This window comes from Trichocoleus sp. FACHB-591 (genome assembly GCF_014695845.1).
Lineage (GTDB): Bacteria > Cyanobacteriota > Cyanobacteriia > FACHB-46 > FACHB-46 > Trichocoleus.
Map to the genome: position 1 here is coordinate 148,623 of NZ_JACJPA010000121.1, position 15,674 is coordinate 164,296.

A 15,674-nucleotide genomic window follows, 5' to 3' on the forward strand; every position below is an offset into this window, starting at 1 on the left:
TAATTCTTAATAACCTGTTTTAATAGCTTGGCTTTGGCCGCAAGTATCCTTAACTGCACACTTTTGCAAAAATCTGTTAATGCTAGACCACTTGTTAGACACTCCGATGAACTTTGGGTACGATACCCTCTTGCTCCTGCCAGTCTTGGTGGCGCTAGAAGCAGTCCTCTCAGCAGATAACGCGATCGCTCTAGCTGCGATCGCCCAAGGACTAGAGGGGAGTACCCTGCAACGTCGAGCGCTTAACCTGGGTTTGGTCTGTGCCTTTGTGTTGCGGGTTGTTCTGATTCTGACGGCAACCTGGGTAACCAAGTACTGGCAATTCGAGCTGGCGGGTGCGGCTTATCTGTTGTGGCTGGTGTTTCAGTACTTCAGCGCTCAAGAAGATAGTGACAATCCCCATCATGGCCCCCGCTTTGCCACGCTCTGGCAAGCGATCCCGGTGATTGCCTTCACCGATTTAGCTTTCTCTTTAGATAGCGTGACCACAGCGATCGCTATTTCTAAAGAAACCTGGTTGGTGATTACTGGCGGGTTAATTGGGGTGATTGCCCTGCGGTTTATGGCTGGCTTGTTTATTCGCTGGTTAGACGAATTTACGCATCTGGAAGATGCAGGCTACGTCACCGTGGCTTTGGTGGGTCTGCGATTGCTGCTGCGAGTAATTAATGATGGTTTGGTACCGCCAGAGTGGCTGATGGTTTCTTTGATCGGCTTGCTGTTCCTGTGGGGATTTTCAGAGCGAGCGGAGCTAGAAGTGGAAGCAAATAGCAAGTTGAGTGAAGTGCGTGAACCCAGCGAAGCCAAGAAATAGCTTGGGATGGAAATCTGCTGAAAATGCTTTAAACTTGCATCTCCAAGTTGAGTTGAACGAATGCGCGATCGCCGGAATAACAATTGCCTAAATTTCCACAGAGGTACCGAGGAAAGGTAGGATAAAAATTAGAAAAAATTAACAATCTTCTGTTCACGCTATCAGAAAGAGGGAGTTACCTTGAGTCACCATTCAGACGGCATTGCACCCCACGGCGGCCAACTGATCAATCGCATCGTTACGCCAGAGCAAAAACAAACCTTTCTAGACAAAGCGGAACTTCTGCCTCGCGTTCAGCTTGATGAGCGAGCCACCTCTGATCTGGAATTGATTGCCATTGGTGGTTTTAGCCCTCTGACTGGTTTCATGGAACAGGCAGACTACATCAATGTGGTCGAGAACATGCGCCTTGCGAATGGGCTGCCTTGGTCTATTCCAGTGACTCTGTCTGTCACAGAAGCAGTCGCAGAGCCTCTGAGAGAAGGCAGTTTGGTACGCCTAGACAACCCTCAGGGGCAGTTCATTGGTGTGTTGGAGCTGACGCAGAAGTATCAATACGACAAAGCCCACGAAGCGATCAACGTCTACCGCACCGACGACGAAAAGCATCCTGGCGTGAAGGTGGTTTACAACCAAGGGCCAGTTAATTTGGCAGGTCCAGTTTGGTTGCTGCAACGACAGTCTCATCCGCTTTTCCCCCAGTATCAGATTGACCCCGCTGCATCGCGGGCCATGTTTAAGGAAAAGGGTTGGAAAACCATCGTTGGGTTCCAAACCCGTAACCCCATCCACCGGGCCCACGAATATATTCAAAAGTGCGCGATGGAAACTGTGGATGGTCTATTTCTCCATCCCCTCGTCGGCGCAACCAAGGAAGATGACATCGCCGCAGATGTGCGGATGCGCTGCTACGAAATTATTCTGGAGCACTACTACCCTCAAGATCGGGTGATTCTAGCAATCAACCCAGCGGCTATGCGTTATGCTGGCCCCCGCGAGGCAATTTTCCATGCTCTGCTGCGGAAGAACTATGGTTGCACCCATTTTATTGTGGGTCGCGATCATGCTGGAGTTGGTGACTACTACGGCACCTACGACGCTCAGCATATCTTCGATGAGTTTGAACCTGGTGAATTGGGCATCACTCCCATGAAGTTTGAGCATGCTTTCTACTGCACTCGCACGCAGGGCATGGCTACGACTAAAACCAGCCCCAGCAGCCCCGCCGAGCGAATTCACCTCTCTGGCACCAAAGTTCGAGAAATGCTGCGTCGCGGTGAATTGCCACCTCCAGAGTTCTCTCGTCCCGAAGTGGCGGCTGAGCTAGCACGAGCGATGCGAGTCCTGGTCGAAGCGTAAGTTTTTTAGAGCGATTTATACATCCTGTGTAGGGGCGGACAACGGTGCGTCCCTATTTTTCGTCTATACTGGCAGTCGTTAAGGCTGGATTTTCTCAGCTACAGCCAACGTTAACCGCGAGGCTGCGGAGTTGAGTGCCTAGAAATTTCAGATCTAGATAGCCGTAGGGGAAAGCAAAGGCATGGGACTGAAGCGGCGAGCTTTTTTGCAACAAGCTAGCTTGACCTTGGCGGCCTTAGGCATGAGTGAAGCAGGGTTGTTGCGCCTGAGCGATCGCTACTCTCGAGTCTTGGCCGCACCCACCACCCGAAAACTAGCTTTGCTGGTGGGCATTAACCAATATCCCGACAGCATGTTTCACCGAACTGCCACTCGCAGCTCTGCCTTGGCGGGATGTGTAACTGATGTGGAGTTGCAGCGCGAATTACTCATCCATCGGTTTGGGTTTAGCGATCGCGACATTCTGACGCTGAGCGATCGCCAAGCCACTCGCCAAGCCATTGAGTCGGCCTTTCTAGAGCATCTAACCGAGCAAGCACGGCCAGGAGATGTAGTGGTGTTCCATTTCAGCGGCTATGGTAGTCGAGTGCAGCTAGGGGGTGCCGCTGAAGCCCTACAAAGCAGCCTAGTCCCAGTCGATGGTGTTTTATCAAGCGATGATGCCGAGGGTGTTGTCAACGACTTGCTAGAAGAAACCCTGCTGTTGCTGCTGCGATCGCTGGCAACCGACCGAGTGACCACAATTTTAGATACGAGCTATCTTTACCCCGGCAGTTCCTTACAGGGAAACTTGCGGCTGCGGGCTAGACCCAAACCTAAGTTGGGCAAACCCGGCCCAGAGGAATTGGCATTTCAAGACCAACTCCTGAGCCGCATCCAGGCATCGCGAGAGCAGGTGGGCGTGCAACGACGCTCTAGGCAGATTCCTGGGGTGGTTTTGGCCGCAGCTAGTTTAGACGAATTAGCTAGTTCGACAATTCCTGGTTCTGCTCAAGAGTCAGCCTTTGAAACACAGTGGGGCGGCTTTAGTGCTGGCTTACTGACCTACGCCTTGACTCAATATCTTTGGTCGGCGGCTCCTGCTCCTACTATTCAAGTCAGCTTCAATCGCGCGACCGCCAGTGTGGCTCAGTGGGTGGGCAAGGAGCAGCCCACTTTGATGGGGTTGCAAAGCCGATCGCAAGCTTTACTCACTTACTACACAGCACCCAGCGATCGCCTGGGAGCTCAAGGGATTGTGATCAGCGTGGATGAGGATAGTAGATCAGGTCAGCTTTGGCTCGGCGGGTTGTTTAACCCGGGTCTGGAAGCCTACGGTTTGAATTCTGTGCTCAGCGTGGTCTCACTGCCCAACAATACAGATTTGGCAGCTACCTCTTCAAATATTGAGTCAAACGCGATCGCTGGTATCTCTGAAACTGCTAACGCCTCGGAGACTGCTATCACCACTCAACCCCTACAAGTGCAGATTTACGCTCGCAATGGCCTGACTGCGAAAGCTCGCATTTCTACAGTGGGTGAGGCGGCGGCGAGCCTCAAGCTTCAGGTGGGGCAACTGCTACAAGAAACCATCCGGGTGATCCCGCGCCATCTTAACTTAGCGATCGCTCTGGACCCGACGCTAGAGCGGATCGAACGAGTGGATGCGACCAGCGCATTTTCTGCCTCACCTTATATCACCGTGGTTACGGCAGGGGAGCAACCTGCTGATACCTTATTGGGGCGAGTCAGTGAAGCCGTCCGTCCTACCACTGTAGCTACAGCAACGGCTGAGGTGGCTACAACCGAGGCTAGCAGCAGTCGCAGCAATGAATCCAGTGTCACCCCGCGCAGCTATGGCTTGTTTTCAGCCAGTCGAGAGTTAATTCCGAACAGCTTGGGAGAAGGTGGAGAAGCGGTCAAGTCAGCAATTCAGCGGCTCCTGCCTCACCTGAAAACGCGCTTAGCTGCCAAATTTTTGCGACTAACAGCCAACGAAGCATCTTCGCACTTGGGTGTTAAAGCAGCTTTAGAACTCGTCACTCCTGAACCTGCGATTCTCCTCACCCGATCCACGCTGCGGGCGAATGGTACCCCCTCAGGCAGCCGGGTGACTCCCACCCCGCCTACGGAGTTAGGCGTTCCTACTTTACCAATGGGTAGCCAGATTCGTTACCAAGTTTCCAACTATAGCGATCGCCCCATTTATTTCGTCGCCGTAAGTTTAGACAGCAGCGGCAGCTTAATTGCGCTTTACTCTAGCCAAGCCACCACTCCTACAGAAGGGAGCGAAACCAAATCTAGTTTGAAGCAGGAAGCGATCGCGCCTGGGGAAACCTTGAGCGTGCCGCAAGTGAAAAACTCCCTGCAATGGATTGTGAGAGGGCCAGCGGGTTTTGCCGAAACCCATCTGATTTTTAGCGATGCACCTTTTACTCAAACTTTAGCGGTTCTAGAAGCTGCAATGCGGCCCATGGGTGAAGTGCAGCGATTGGGTGCCCCTGCTAATCCTTTAGAAATTGCTGAAGCTATCTGGCAAGATCTGCATCAAGCCAGTGCAGTGCCGACGCAAACGTTGAGCATTCCCACTGACATGTGGGCGCTAGATGTTAGGCATTGGGCCACGCTCAGCTTTTTATATCAAGTGGTCGAAAAACCGAATAAGCAATTGTGAAAAGCAAATCAACTTATAAATCGCTTTATTAAGTGTTTTGTAACTCTTGTGTCTTCTTGTGTGGGCCGAAGTTTGGTATTTACAGATCAAGATATGGTTGAAAAGTGAAAAGACAATTAAGGAAGAGAACGTATGACTCCTTTAATGCTACGCCAGCTATGGGCGGTGGTTGAGTCAGCTCAAGCTCAAATATTGCTAAATTTGGACGATTCTAGCTTAGCCCAGTGGCTGCTACGGCAATTAAAAGCTCAGCGATCGCTAGATTCTGATGAAACTAACATGTTGAATGCCTATATTCACACCAAAATGCCTCTTATCCGTGACTTGGCCGAAGAGCGCTTGGTGCCTCATTCTTAATGGCTGAACTTCTCGAAACTCTCTGTAGTAATTGCGGAACTTAGTATCGTAGTGTCAGCCATAGACTCTTTGAAGCCTGTAAGATAAAACTCGATCGAAGGCTTGAGGCCAGAGCCAGACGTAGTACCTTGCATTTCTGGTGGCACCTCTTGTCTCCTTGGAGCCTATTCAAAGAGAGTAAAGCTGCATTTATGCGTCAATGGCATTCTTTCATCGTGACAACCGTGTTGATGGGTCTTTCCCTAGTAGGGTGTAGCCAACAACAGCGGCAAAGCCAACTAGACACCATCATCAGTCGGGGTAATGTCGTCTGTGGTGTCAGTGGCGAACTCCCAGGATTTAGTTTTGTAGGGCAAGACGGTAAGTATTCCGGACTCGATGTAGATGTGTGTCGAGCGATTGCCGCTGCTCTGTTTGATAACCCAGAGGCTGTAGAATTCCGTAACCTCAACGCTAAGGAACGCTTTACCGCCGTTCAGACGGGCGAAGTAGATGTGCTCAGCCGCAACACTACCTGGACAATGAGCCGGGATACTTCCGTCGGCCTAGAATTTGCCCCCACAGTGTTTTATGACGGGCAAGGGGTGATGGTGAAACAAAATGGTGGCATCAAATCCTTGGCTGACCTGAAAGGCCGCTCTATTTGCACCCAAACCGGAACCACCAACGAGCAAAATCTGGCAGATGAAATGCGGAAGCGCAACATCAGCTACACTCCGGTGGTGTTTGAAGATGTCAACATTGTGTTTGCCACTTACCAAGAAGGCCGTTGTGATGCAGTGACGTCCGATCGCTCACAGTTGCTTTCTCGGCGTAGCGCTTTACCCAAGCCCGAAGAGCATGTGATTTTGACCGACGTAGTTTCCAAGGAACCCCTTGCTCCTGCTGTAGCGGCGGGAGATGCTAAGTGGAATGATGCGGTGCGCTGGACGATCTACACCTTGATTAATGCTGAAGAAATGGGGATTAACTCCAAAAATGTCACGCAACTCGCTAGTAGCAGCAAAGATCCGGGAGTGCGTCGCTTTTTAGGAGCAGAAGGCAACTTAGGTGAAGGTGCAGGCTTGCCCAACGACTTTACGGTGCGAATTATTAAGCATGTGGGCAATTACGGCGAGATTTACGATCGCAACTTGGGGCCAAAAACGAAACTAAATTTGCCACGCGGCCAAAATCAATTGTGGAATCAGGGGGGGCTGCTCTATGCTCCACCATTCCGGTAAGGCGATCGCATGAAAACGCAACGCTCCGTTCCGCTCTGGCGAGATGTGCGATTTTGGTGGGTCGTTGGGCAAGTGCTAGTCGTGCTCCTGACCGCGATCGCGATCGCCATTTTCTGGAGCAACCTCAGCCGCAACTTACAACAGTTGGGAATTCAATTTGGCTTCGGTTTTCTCAACTCGCAAGCTGCTTTTGATATTGGTGAAACCCCAATTTCTTACCGCCCTTCAGATAACTACGCACGAGCGTTACAAGTTGGGCTGGCGAATTCTTTGCGAGTCACGGTTTTTGGCATCGTCTTGGCAACAGTTGTAGGAGTGACTGCTGGCATTGCCCGTCTCTCGGACAACTGGCTAGTGCGGCAACTCGCTTTGGTGTATGTAGAAACGCTACGCAACACACCTTTGCTTCTGCAACTGTTTTTCTGGTACTTTGCGGTTTTTCTGGGTTTTCCGCGTCTACCAGCTCATATTCAGTTGCCAGGACCAATCTATTTAACTCAGCAGACTGTGGCGTTGCCGTGGTTTCACGTCACCCGCGATACGGATGTCTGGCTCTTGCTGTTGGCAACCAATTTGCTGCTGGTATGGGCTTGGCATTGGTGGGGTAGTAGAGCCGCCGCCCCTACAGTCCCTTTATTGCTGAAGCTGTTAGGCACCCTGGCTGTGACTGTCGCGATCGCCCTGATTATCTTTGAAACCGAGATTCTGGGTTGGGATGCGCCTCGGATTGTTGCCGACAGCATTGAAGGTGGCCTGCAACTCTCACCTGAATTTGCCGCTTTGTTGGCAGGCTTGAGTTTATACACCGCCACCTTTATCGCTGAGATTGTCCGAGGTGGAGTGCAATCGGTGTCCCAAGGACAATGGGAAGCAGCTCGCGCCTTAGGCCTGAGGCCTAGCTATATTCTGCGTCTCGTGATTTTTCCGCAAGCGCTGCGATCGATCGTGCCGTCTTTGGGCAACCAATACCTCAACCTTGCTAAAAACTCCAGCTTAGCGATCGCGATTGGCTATTCAGATCTGTATGCGGTCGCTTCGACTACCTACAACCAAACGGGTCGCGCCGTGGAAGTGATGGTGTTGATCTCAGTGACTTATCTTTCTATCAGCCTGGTCATTTCTGGCTTGATTAATTGGTATAACCGCACAGTGCAACTGGTGGAGCGCTAAACAAAACTATGACGCTAGATGATGCTCTACCACCCGTTTTATCCATCACCCCGTGGCAATGGCTACGCCGTAATTTATTCAACACTTGGTACAACAGCCTGCTGACGCTGGTTTGTCTGTGGCTGCTCTTCCAAGTGTTGCAAGCGGTTCTGGGATGGGTGTTTACACAAGCTCAGTGGACGGTGGTGCAAACCAACTTACGCCTCTTCTTCATTGGCCGCTATCCACCCAACTTGGCTTGGCGGTTATGGCTGGTGTTGGGGATTGTCGTTGGTTTAGCAGGGCTTTCCTGGGGCAGTTTGGCACCTGCGCGATCGCCTTGGTTCAAGCGAGGAGTCACCATCGTTACGGCGATCGCCCTAGGCGTAACTATACTGTTGCCCTTGCCACTACCGCCTCGCCTCTGGTTAGGCGCGATCGCGCTACTTTTATTTGGCAGCTTTTGGTTAGGAAGACGTTTCGCAACTCTACTGAAACCTCAGCTCGTTTGGGCTTGGCTAGGCGCTTTTCCGATATTGCTATGGCTAATTGGCGGTGGGCTGGGACTGAGATCTGTCAGCACGAATTTCTGGAATGGTCTGTTGCTGACGATGTTGCTGGCAACTACCAGTATTGTGCTGGCTTTTCCCTTTAGTGTGTTGCTAGCGCTGGGGCGACAGAGTAATTTACCTGTGGTGCGGTGGTTTTGCACCCTATTTGTGGAAATCGTGCGCGGTCTACCTCTGATCGGCATTCTGTTTCTAGCCCAGGTGATGTTGCCCCTAATCTTGCCTGTCGAGTTACGGCTAGACCGATTGTTACGAGCGATCGCCGGACTCGTGCTCTTTAATGCGGCTTACCTGGCAGAAAACGTCCGGGCGGGTCTTCAAGCAGTGCCCAGAGGACAGAGTGAAGCGGCTCGTGCTTTGGGGCTCAACCCCCTGTGGGTGTTATGGCTGATTGTGTTACCGCAAGCCTTACGAGTGGTGATTCCCGCGATCGTTGGGCAGTTTATCTCCCTGTTTAAGGACACCTCTTTGCTCTCAATCTTTGCCCTAGTAGAACTCACCGGAATTGCGCGATCGATCTTAGCTCAACCCCAATTTCTAGGCCGCTACGCTGAGGTTTATCTTTTTGTCGGTCTCCTTTACTGGATAGTTTGCTATTCCATGTCGATCGCTAGCCGACGCCTAGAGCAGCATCTCGGCGTCGGCCACAAAAGAACTTAAGGATTGATGATGCCGAAGTAGATGGCTGCGACAAAAAAGTTGATCGCTAAAAAGACGGTTCCCAGTGCTAAGCCAAAGGCCCAAGAAGGCTCGGTTTCTTTGGTCATCACGTTGTCAGCAGGTCTGGTAACCTTGGGGCCATCCGCTCCATCGTAGGGCTTGGTCTTATCGATGCGGCTGCTATTGCGTTGCTTGGCTTGAGTACTCATAGGTCTAAGTTTGTTTTGGTAAATTGTTGAGAATTGTTAAGACTGAACTACTGCCTATGTTCGCGTGCTCCTGCAAAGCATGCATCAATCCATTGAACTACGCTAAAAGGTAGTCCTGAGCAGAGCAGAACTGGTTTTGCTGTACTAGCTAATACAAGCTGTGTTTAATTTCTGACATGGCTTAAGTGCAGTCAGAAGCGATCGCTCTACAAAATCTCTCTCAATTTCAGTTAGTTGGATAGTGTGGCTTGAAGTGTTAAAGGCGATCGCTAGCCACAACTTGAAACAGCATTGAAACATCGGTCAAAACGCAACTAGAAAGGGTGGCTATTTCTGATCAAAGTCTGTCACCTCATAACCCCCCAATCGGGGGGAGCGCGTTCGCAAACAGTTTGTAATTAGAGAGTGGAAGGGAGTTCTCGATTAGATATTCCATTGCTCCATTTCTAAATAGGAGCGCGACAGAAAGAAGCTTTTGCTACAGCCAGAAACCTTTAATTTCAATAATGACAAGTAGATGTAACGAACTATTGCAAAAGAGAGAAGTAGTGTGGACATAAACTGATAAACCGCCAGGAATAACGCTGCTGTCCCCCTAGAACACCTTGGGATAAGAACGTAACCATTAAACAAATTAAGCAATAGGATTTGGTTAATAGCATGAGTACAGGTATGGGACGAGAGATTCGAGTGAAGTGCATAGCACTAGACACAATCCTCAAGCTTGTAGCACTTGGAATATTCTTCTCTATAATTCCGTTTTGTATTTTTTCAGGAGTACTTAGCCTCTTTGGCTTCTCAACTGTAATATGGAACGATCAACCCTTAACTGGTTTGTCTGGCTTAGTTGCCTCCCTATTTATTGGTCTATTCATTAGTATAGTTTTTACAGTATTCTTTGGGATTTTTATAAGTTTTGGGCTTTGGTTCTTCTCAAGAATTACTCCAATTTCAATTCGCTACATCGCTATAGAATCTAAAAAGTAAATCAGAAAAAGCTATGTATTGGAAGCGATCGCTCCTTCAGCATGAGAACAACTAAATACCAACGAGTGTTTGTGCTTCCCAAAAGTTTAGTGTTTTATAAATTAGCCTTTCAGCGGCGATGCTCTTCAGCATGGGAGGACAGATAGTTAAGAAATAGGATTAAAAGGACAATTGCGATCGCGTCCCTCGAATTAGCTTAGGAAATGCTATTTTGCTTCTAGTGCGGCAGTCGAAGTTAGAGATAACCTGGCTAACAATGAAAAAGTTAGGAAGTTCTAAGACACACAAGGAGCTGATTCAGAAGTAATGAGCATGATTGTGGCGGAAGGGGTACATAAGTGGTACGGCAAGTTTCATGTGCTGCGGGGCGCTAGCCTGACTGTAGAGCGGGGAGAAGTTGTCGTGATTATGGGGCCTTCTGGCTCTGGAAAATCCACCTTTATCCGCACCTTCAATGCGCTAGAAGACTATCAGAAAGGGCGGATTGAAATTGATGGGATTGAACTGTCCCATGACCTGCGGAATATTGAAACGATTCGGCAGGAAGTAGGGATGGTGTTTCAGCAATTCAATCTGTTTCCACACTTGACTGTGGTGCAGAATATTACGCTAGCTCCGAAATGGGTCCGCAAGTGGCCCAAAGCCAAAGCCGAAGATGTGGCGATGCAACTGTTAGAGCGAGTCGGTATCTTGGAGCAAGCCCATAAGTATCCGGGCCAGCTTTCGGGAGGGCAACAGCAACGAGTCGCGATCGCCCGTGCCTTAGCGATGCAGCCTAAAATCATGCTGTTTGACGAACCTACCTCTGCCCTCGACCCTGAAATGGTGCGCGAAGTGCTGGATGTAATGCGATCGCTGGCCGAGTCTGGCATGACGATGGTAGTGGTCAGTCATGAAGTGGGGTTTGCGCGGGAAGTCGCTGACCGAATTATCTTGATGGATGGCGGCACCTTGATCGAGTCAGGCACTCCCACTGAGTTTTTCCAAAATCCCCGTGAGGAGCGCACTCGTCAATTTCTGGCTCAAATTTTGTAGCGCTTAACTGTCCCTGTCTTAGGGCTGGGACAACAGATCCGAAGGCAACGCCTGTATTCCTGGAACAGCAGTGGCAGCAGGCTTGACAGGTGTTTTAGTAAACCGCATGGACACCAAGGCGTAGCCCAAGTAGGCAGGCAGCAAAATTGCTGTCAGGGCTGCGATCGCGCCAAGCCAAGTGACTGAGTTATGAGTTGGGCCATAGTGACAGCGGTAGGGGTCATAGTTGAGGAATTCTGCTTTGACGATGTCTCGCATGGCGATCGGGCGCTTGAAGCGGACTCGGCGATCGTCCAGTTTTTCTAGCATGATCCAGCCTGATTCCGATTCTTCTTGGCACATCCGTTGAAAGACGGCTGGATCACGAAACAGGTCACGGTTGGCCCGGACAATTTTGAATTCCCACCCCATTAAGCGAGGGTCACGCTGAGCTTCCTTGGCGGCTCCATTAGCGGTTTGACCATTAGCAGTTTGACCATTAGCAGTTTGGCGTGGAGCAGTGGTGTTCCCGTGGCCTGTTTTGGCAATATCTTCTTTCGTCTCGTAGCGGGTCAAAATTTCTTCCTCCTCCTCACTTTGCAGTCCCACAACCACTTGCTGCCAGCGCAACCAATTTCCTAAGAGGGTTGCCTGCGCTCCCAAACTGCCAACAAATAAGCTCAAAATCGTGATTTCCAACATATCTTTATTTCCTACCTGGATTCATTGGTAAATCCGGAATTTGAGCCTGTTTGAAAGCGCTATTGCTGAACTGAGTTAGCGCGAATATAGCAGATATTGCTGAAGTTTAAACCTGTTTTAGATTGCCAGAGAGCGTCAGAGTTTTCTGACATTTGTAATACAGATGGAACCTAGAGCGATCGCCTACTTCATGGTTACGCTAGAGAATCAACCTGGGTTTTTGGCAAATATCCTTCTATTAACAAATCTACTCCTACCGCTCGCCAGCGCAGTTTTTCTAGCGGCAAAGCCTGCGGCATGGTGAGAAAGCCTAAGTCACCGACGGGAGAGGGAGCTGTGCTGCCGCCAACAATTTTGGGCGCAATAAAGGCTAAGACTTTTTGCACCGCACCATCCGCGATCGCCTGCGCTGCCAAGGTACCGCCGCATTCCCATAGCACTGACAAAAAGCCACGATCGTAAAGGTAGGTCATGACTTGGGCAGGCATAAGCGGGGAAAGCTCTACCACCTCTACCCCTAGTTTTCTGAGCAATGATTGAAACTCAGGCTTGACTCCTGGCTCTGTGATTACCAGGGTAGGGGCGGCGGCGGTTTGCCACAGATGAGCTTGTTCTGGCAGATTTAGGGTGCGGCTCATCACAACTCGCAATGGATGAGGGCCATCAACTTGGCGGCTAGTGAGCAGTGGGTTGTCCAGCCGTACAGTATTGCCGCCCACAATCACAGCATCGCAAGTCGCTCGTAGTTGAAACACTGCTGCCCGCGCTGCCTGTCCTGTAATCCAGGCACTATGCCCACTATTGGTAGCGATTTTGCCATCTAGGGTCATGGCGTATTTCAAAATGCCAAAAGGCTGATGGTAAAGAATGCGATGCACAAAAGCTTCGTTTAGCTCCTGACAGGCCGCTGCTTCTACTCCGGTCACCACTTCGATGCCTGCGGCTTGCAAGCGGGCAATGCCACCTCCCGCAACTTTGGGATTGGGGTCTACCATCCCTACAACAACTTTAGCGAGACCCGCTGCTACCACTGCTTCGGAGCAGGGCGGCGTACGTCCGTGATGGTTGCAAGGCTCTAGGTTGACATAAAGGGTGGCTCCTCGCGCGCGATCGCCTGCCTCACGCAAGGCAAATACTTCGGCATGAGGCTGCCCTGCTTGGGGATGAAAACCCTCGCCAATAATTGCACCATCTTTAACAATGACAGCTCCTACTAGAGGATTGGGGGCAGTACGGCCTAACGCGCGTCGAGCTAACTCTAGACATCGCTGCATCATGGCGCGATCGAAGACAGTCCCGATGGTGGCATGGTCGTCTATGGCTGTAACCGAGGCAGACACCTGATCCTGCTGGCCAGTTGAGTCAATCGAGTTGAAACGTCCAGAATCCAAAGCTGCCTCCGAAGCGCGTTCAGTATTCAGGGAAAAATCTTCCCTTAGTTTGACATTGTCCTTACTACCTCTAGGGATAAAGTTCTGGAGCGATCGCGTCGTTAGACTGGGAGAGTCGTATTGTAACCAGTCGTTACAAATTCGCAAACCCTAAATTCTGTTCTGTCCTATTTCAGTCGGTTTCCATATGAGCTTTTTTCAATGGAACATAGATACCAAAGTCCGGGGCTGCCCCCGATCTAGTCATTTCACAGGAGTTGTAGCAGGGGCGATCGCGCTGAGTGTGTTGCCGATCTATTTACTACCTGCCAGAGCTCAGTCTGTTACCGCTCAGCCTGCCACGACTCAACCTGCTACCACTCAACCTACGACTACTCCACTTACCCAAACCCTCAGTCCCAATGTCCAAAAGCTGGATAGTCTCCTCACTCAGCTAGGGACTCAGGGTGACAGCGCTGAGGTGGCGACAAGTGAGGTGCGTTTAGATGGCAGAACCCTCTTCTCTATCGCGCTACCTGTTGTAGGTCAGAAACCAGGACAACCTATTCCGATCAAGCGACGTGGGCAAGACATCGAAACGATTCTGCAACGGATCGCTAATAGTCGGTTTGATCCAAATAAGTTACAAGTCACCAGCGCGATCGACGAACAGAGTGGTTTGCCTGTCATCTATGTCAACGATCAATGGTTGATGACGGTCACCACTTTAGATGCTCAGTTCCAAGGCCGTGACCCAGAACGCTGGGCCAATCGACTGACTGCCATTATTCGCAATGCCCTGATTCAGGCACAGCAAGAACGGCAACCCCAATTTCTCCTGCGGCAAGCTCTCATCGCTGATGGCATTGGGTTTGCGGTAATTATCAGCAGCTACGGTCTAAATCGTCTGCAACGCCGCTTCAGAGCGAAGCAAATTCGATTGCAAGCGCAGATTCCCACCCAAGCAGAGGTGTTGTCAGAAGCAGTGAGTGCGGCTGATCCCACCTCATCGGAAGGCGAGCAGATCGAAACAGTTGCCGCAGTTCAGCACCAATTTGCGACTCGCCAACAACGCAATGTCTATGACATTAAGCACCGACTGGTAGATGCAACTCAAGTCGGTTTGTGGGGTGGCAGTACCTATATTATTTTGGGCTTATTTCCTTATAGCCGCTGGCTGCAACCGTTGCTATTCTCGGCTCCCCTGCAAGTCCTGGGGGTTGGGTTACTGACCTACGTGGTGATCCGCACGAGTGAAGTCTTGATCGATCAGTTTTTTGATGCGATCGCCGAGGGTGAGTTGCTCGCTCCCGAAGCCTCACAGCGTTTAGCTTTACGAGTTTCCACTTTCTCTCGCGTGCTCAAGAGCGTTGCCACCATCGTTTTTACATTCGCGGGTGGGCTGGTTGCGCTCTCAGTGGTTGGGGTTGATTTGGTCCCCCTCTTGGCTGGCGCGGGGATCATCGGTTTAGCCATCTCCTTTGCATCCCAAAGCATTATTAAAGACATGATCAACGGCTTCTTGATTTTGCTAGAAGATCAGTACGCCGTAGGGGACGTGATTACAGTTGGGGAAGTCTCAGGCTTTGTAGAGAACATGAATCTGCGGATCACTCAGTTACGCAACAATGAGGGCCGCTTGATTACCATCCCCAACAGTGCGATCGCCGTTGTGCAGAACCTCTCGAAGGATTGGTCGCGTGTGGATATTGCCATTGATGTCGCTTACGGGACTGACCCCGATCGCGCCCTAGAGGTGATTGGCGAAGTGGGTCAGGAGATGTATCGCGATCGCGACTGGCGAGGGAAGCTGCCTGAACCGCCTGAAGTATTAGGCATTGATGAGCTAGACCACACCGGGATTTTGATTCGAGTTTGGATTAAAACCGAACCGCTGCAACAGTGGAAGGTCGCTAGAGAATTTCGCCGCCGCCTCAAGTACGCCCTGGACGAAGCCAAGATTGAACTCGGTTCGCCCCAGCAAGCCCTGTGGTTTAGAAGCTCCCATGACTTAGCTGATCCAGCTTTTATTGCCACCGATGGCCAACCCCAGCAACTGCAATCTACCGGATCGGGTCGCAATCGGTCCTAATTAAAAGCTAAAGACATTATCTGGCATGAAATTGGCGGGCATCCTTTGGGGTGCCCTTCATTTAACTTAAAACTTTCTCGGTAAAAATCCGGATTCATGAAAGTAGGGTTCGGAATCAGGAAGGGAAGTGCAACCGCTGATTTTCCGGCTGATCCACCGATTCGCTTAGTTGCGATCGCTCCTCGCACTTCATGAACAAAATATAGCGAGTTCCGTCATTTCACGTAGAACGCTAAATTAAGCAACTTTTAGATCAACAGGAATAGAAATCATGAAGACAACAGAGCGCTACAGCCTGATGTTCAAATTGGCCTGCGAAACCGTCAAATACTTCTTTATCAGCTTGTTCGGCTTCTCTATTCTTTGCATTGTCTTGGCAGGGTTAGGGGCTAGCTCGCTCGTTACAGTTTTGTTGGCTGTCGTAGGTCAGTGGTTTTTGCGTGTGGCCGCGATCGCTCTATGCTTTATGGCTAGTGCAATTATCTTTGAGTCGTTGCGGTTCTAAGTGTCCAGACA

General features: G+C 50.5%; 13 protein-coding genes. 10 read left to right on the plus strand and 3 right to left on the minus strand.

What is annotated here, in order from left to right; translation table 11 throughout:
- The first annotated feature begins 79 nt into the window (after positions 1-79).
- From H6F90_RS28375 to H6F90_RS28405, 7 genes are all read left to right on the plus strand, one after another.
- Positions 80-814: a TerC family protein gene (locus H6F90_RS28375; protein ID WP_190555319.1), complete on the plus strand. Its 735-nt coding sequence runs from the start codon at positions 80-82 to the stop codon at positions 812-814.
- A 180-nt stretch (positions 815-994) separates the two neighbouring features.
- Positions 995-2,173, plus strand: a complete 1,179-nt coding sequence (gene sat, locus H6F90_RS28380; protein ID WP_190555320.1) for a sulfate adenylyltransferase — start codon at positions 995-997, stop codon at positions 2,171-2,173.
- 181 nt (positions 2,174-2,354) lie between these two features.
- A complete protein-coding gene (locus H6F90_RS28385) occupies positions 2,355-4,826 on the plus strand; it encodes a caspase family protein (RefSeq protein WP_190555321.1) in 2,472 nt (823 codons plus the stop codon).
- 132 nt (positions 4,827-4,958) lie between these two features.
- Complete coding sequence (locus H6F90_RS28390; protein WP_190555322.1) at positions 4,959-5,183, plus strand: hypothetical protein; 225 nt, start codon at positions 4,959-4,961, stop codon at positions 5,181-5,183.
- Between the two features lie 191 nt (positions 5,184-5,374).
- Positions 5,375-6,406, plus strand: a complete 1,032-nt coding sequence (locus tag H6F90_RS28395; RefSeq protein WP_190555323.1) for an amino acid ABC transporter substrate-binding protein — start codon at positions 5,375-5,377, stop codon at positions 6,404-6,406.
- A 9-nt stretch (positions 6,407-6,415) separates the two neighbouring features.
- Positions 6,416-7,576, plus strand: a complete 1,161-nt coding sequence (locus H6F90_RS28400; protein ID WP_190555324.1) for an amino acid ABC transporter permease — start codon at positions 6,416-6,418, stop codon at positions 7,574-7,576.
- Positions 7,577-7,584: 8 nt separating this feature from the next.
- Positions 7,585-8,784, plus strand: a complete 1,200-nt coding sequence (locus H6F90_RS28405) for an amino acid ABC transporter permease (RefSeq protein WP_190555325.1) — start codon at positions 7,585-7,587, stop codon at positions 8,782-8,784.
- On the opposite strand, the gene psaX is transcribed toward H6F90_RS28405, so the two are convergent.
- The gene (psaX, locus tag H6F90_RS28410; RefSeq protein WP_190438157.1) at positions 8,781-8,993 is read right to left on the minus strand and encodes a photosystem I protein PsaX; all 213 of its coding nucleotides are present in this window, start codon (positions 8,991-8,993) and stop codon (positions 8,781-8,783) included. The two genes, H6F90_RS28405 and psaX, sit on opposite strands and share 4 nt — an antisense overlap.
- 1,299 nt (positions 8,994-10,292) lie before the next feature.
- Here psaX and H6F90_RS28415 point away from each other — a divergent pair.
- Positions 10,293-11,015 carry an amino acid ABC transporter ATP-binding protein gene (locus H6F90_RS28415; protein WP_190438622.1) on the plus strand — a complete coding sequence of 241 codons (723 nt, stop codon included), beginning with the start codon at positions 10,293-10,295 and terminating at the stop codon, positions 11,013-11,015.
- An 18-nt stretch (positions 11,016-11,033) separates the two neighbouring features.
- Here the strand turns inward: H6F90_RS28415 and H6F90_RS28420 are convergent, their stop codons facing one another.
- Entirely contained in the window at positions 11,034-11,696 is a 663-nt protein-coding gene (locus H6F90_RS28420) for a hypothetical protein (protein ID WP_190555326.1), read from the minus strand.
- Positions 11,697-11,890: 194 nt separating this feature from the next.
- On the minus strand, positions 11,891-13,234 hold the full coding sequence (ribD, locus tag H6F90_RS28425; RefSeq protein ID WP_370588119.1) for a bifunctional diaminohydroxyphosphoribosylaminopyrimidine deaminase/5-amino-6-(5-phosphoribosylamino)uracil reductase RibD: 1,344 nt from the start codon (positions 13,232-13,234) through the stop codon (positions 11,891-11,893).
- Between the two features lie 40 nt (positions 13,235-13,274).
- Here ribD and H6F90_RS28430 point away from each other — a divergent pair, with 40 nt between their 5' ends.
- Together H6F90_RS28430 and H6F90_RS28435 are read left to right on the plus strand one after the other, a co-directional pair.
- The gene (locus H6F90_RS28430) at positions 13,275-15,158 is read left to right on the plus strand and encodes a mechanosensitive ion channel family protein (protein ID WP_190555327.1); all 1,884 of its coding nucleotides are present in this window, start codon (positions 13,275-13,277) and stop codon (positions 15,156-15,158) included.
- A gap of 271 nt (positions 15,159-15,429) precedes the next feature.
- The gene (locus H6F90_RS28435; RefSeq protein WP_190438167.1) at positions 15,430-15,663 is read left to right on the plus strand and encodes a hypothetical protein; all 234 of its coding nucleotides are present in this window, start codon (positions 15,430-15,432) and stop codon (positions 15,661-15,663) included.
- Positions 15,664-15,674: the final 11 nt, after the last annotated feature.

Coding starts and splice junctions, on each gene's coding strand:
- H6F90_RS28375 (WP_190555319.1), top strand. CDS start 80: ATGCTAGACCACTTGTTAGACACTCCGATGAACTTTGGGTACGATACC.
- H6F90_RS28385 (WP_190555321.1), top strand. CDS start 2,355: ATGGGACTGAAGCGGCGAGCTTTTTTGCAACAAGCTAGCTTGACCTTG.
- H6F90_RS28390 (WP_190555322.1), top strand. CDS start 4,959: ATGACTCCTTTAATGCTACGCCAGCTATGGGCGGTGGTTGAGTCAGCT.
- H6F90_RS28395 (WP_190555323.1), top strand. CDS start 5,375: ATGCGTCAATGGCATTCTTTCATCGTGACAACCGTGTTGATGGGTCTT.
- H6F90_RS28400 (WP_190555324.1), top strand. CDS start 6,416: ATGAAAACGCAACGCTCCGTTCCGCTCTGGCGAGATGTGCGATTTTGG.
- H6F90_RS28405 (WP_190555325.1), top strand. CDS start 7,585: ATGACGCTAGATGATGCTCTACCACCCGTTTTATCCATCACCCCGTGG.
- psaX (WP_190438157.1), bottom strand. CDS start 8,993: ATGAGTACTCAAGCCAAGCAACGCAATAGCAGCCGCATCGATAAGACC.
- H6F90_RS28415 (WP_190438622.1), top strand. CDS start 10,293: ATGATTGTGGCGGAAGGGGTACATAAGTGGTACGGCAAGTTTCATGTG.
- H6F90_RS28420 (WP_190555326.1), bottom strand. CDS start 11,696: ATGTTGGAAATCACGATTTTGAGCTTATTTGTTGGCAGTTTGGGAGCG.
- H6F90_RS28430 (WP_190555327.1), top strand. CDS start 13,275: ATGAGCTTTTTTCAATGGAACATAGATACCAAAGTCCGGGGCTGCCCC.
- H6F90_RS28435 (WP_190438167.1), top strand. CDS start 15,430: ATGAAGACAACAGAGCGCTACAGCCTGATGTTCAAATTGGCCTGCGAA.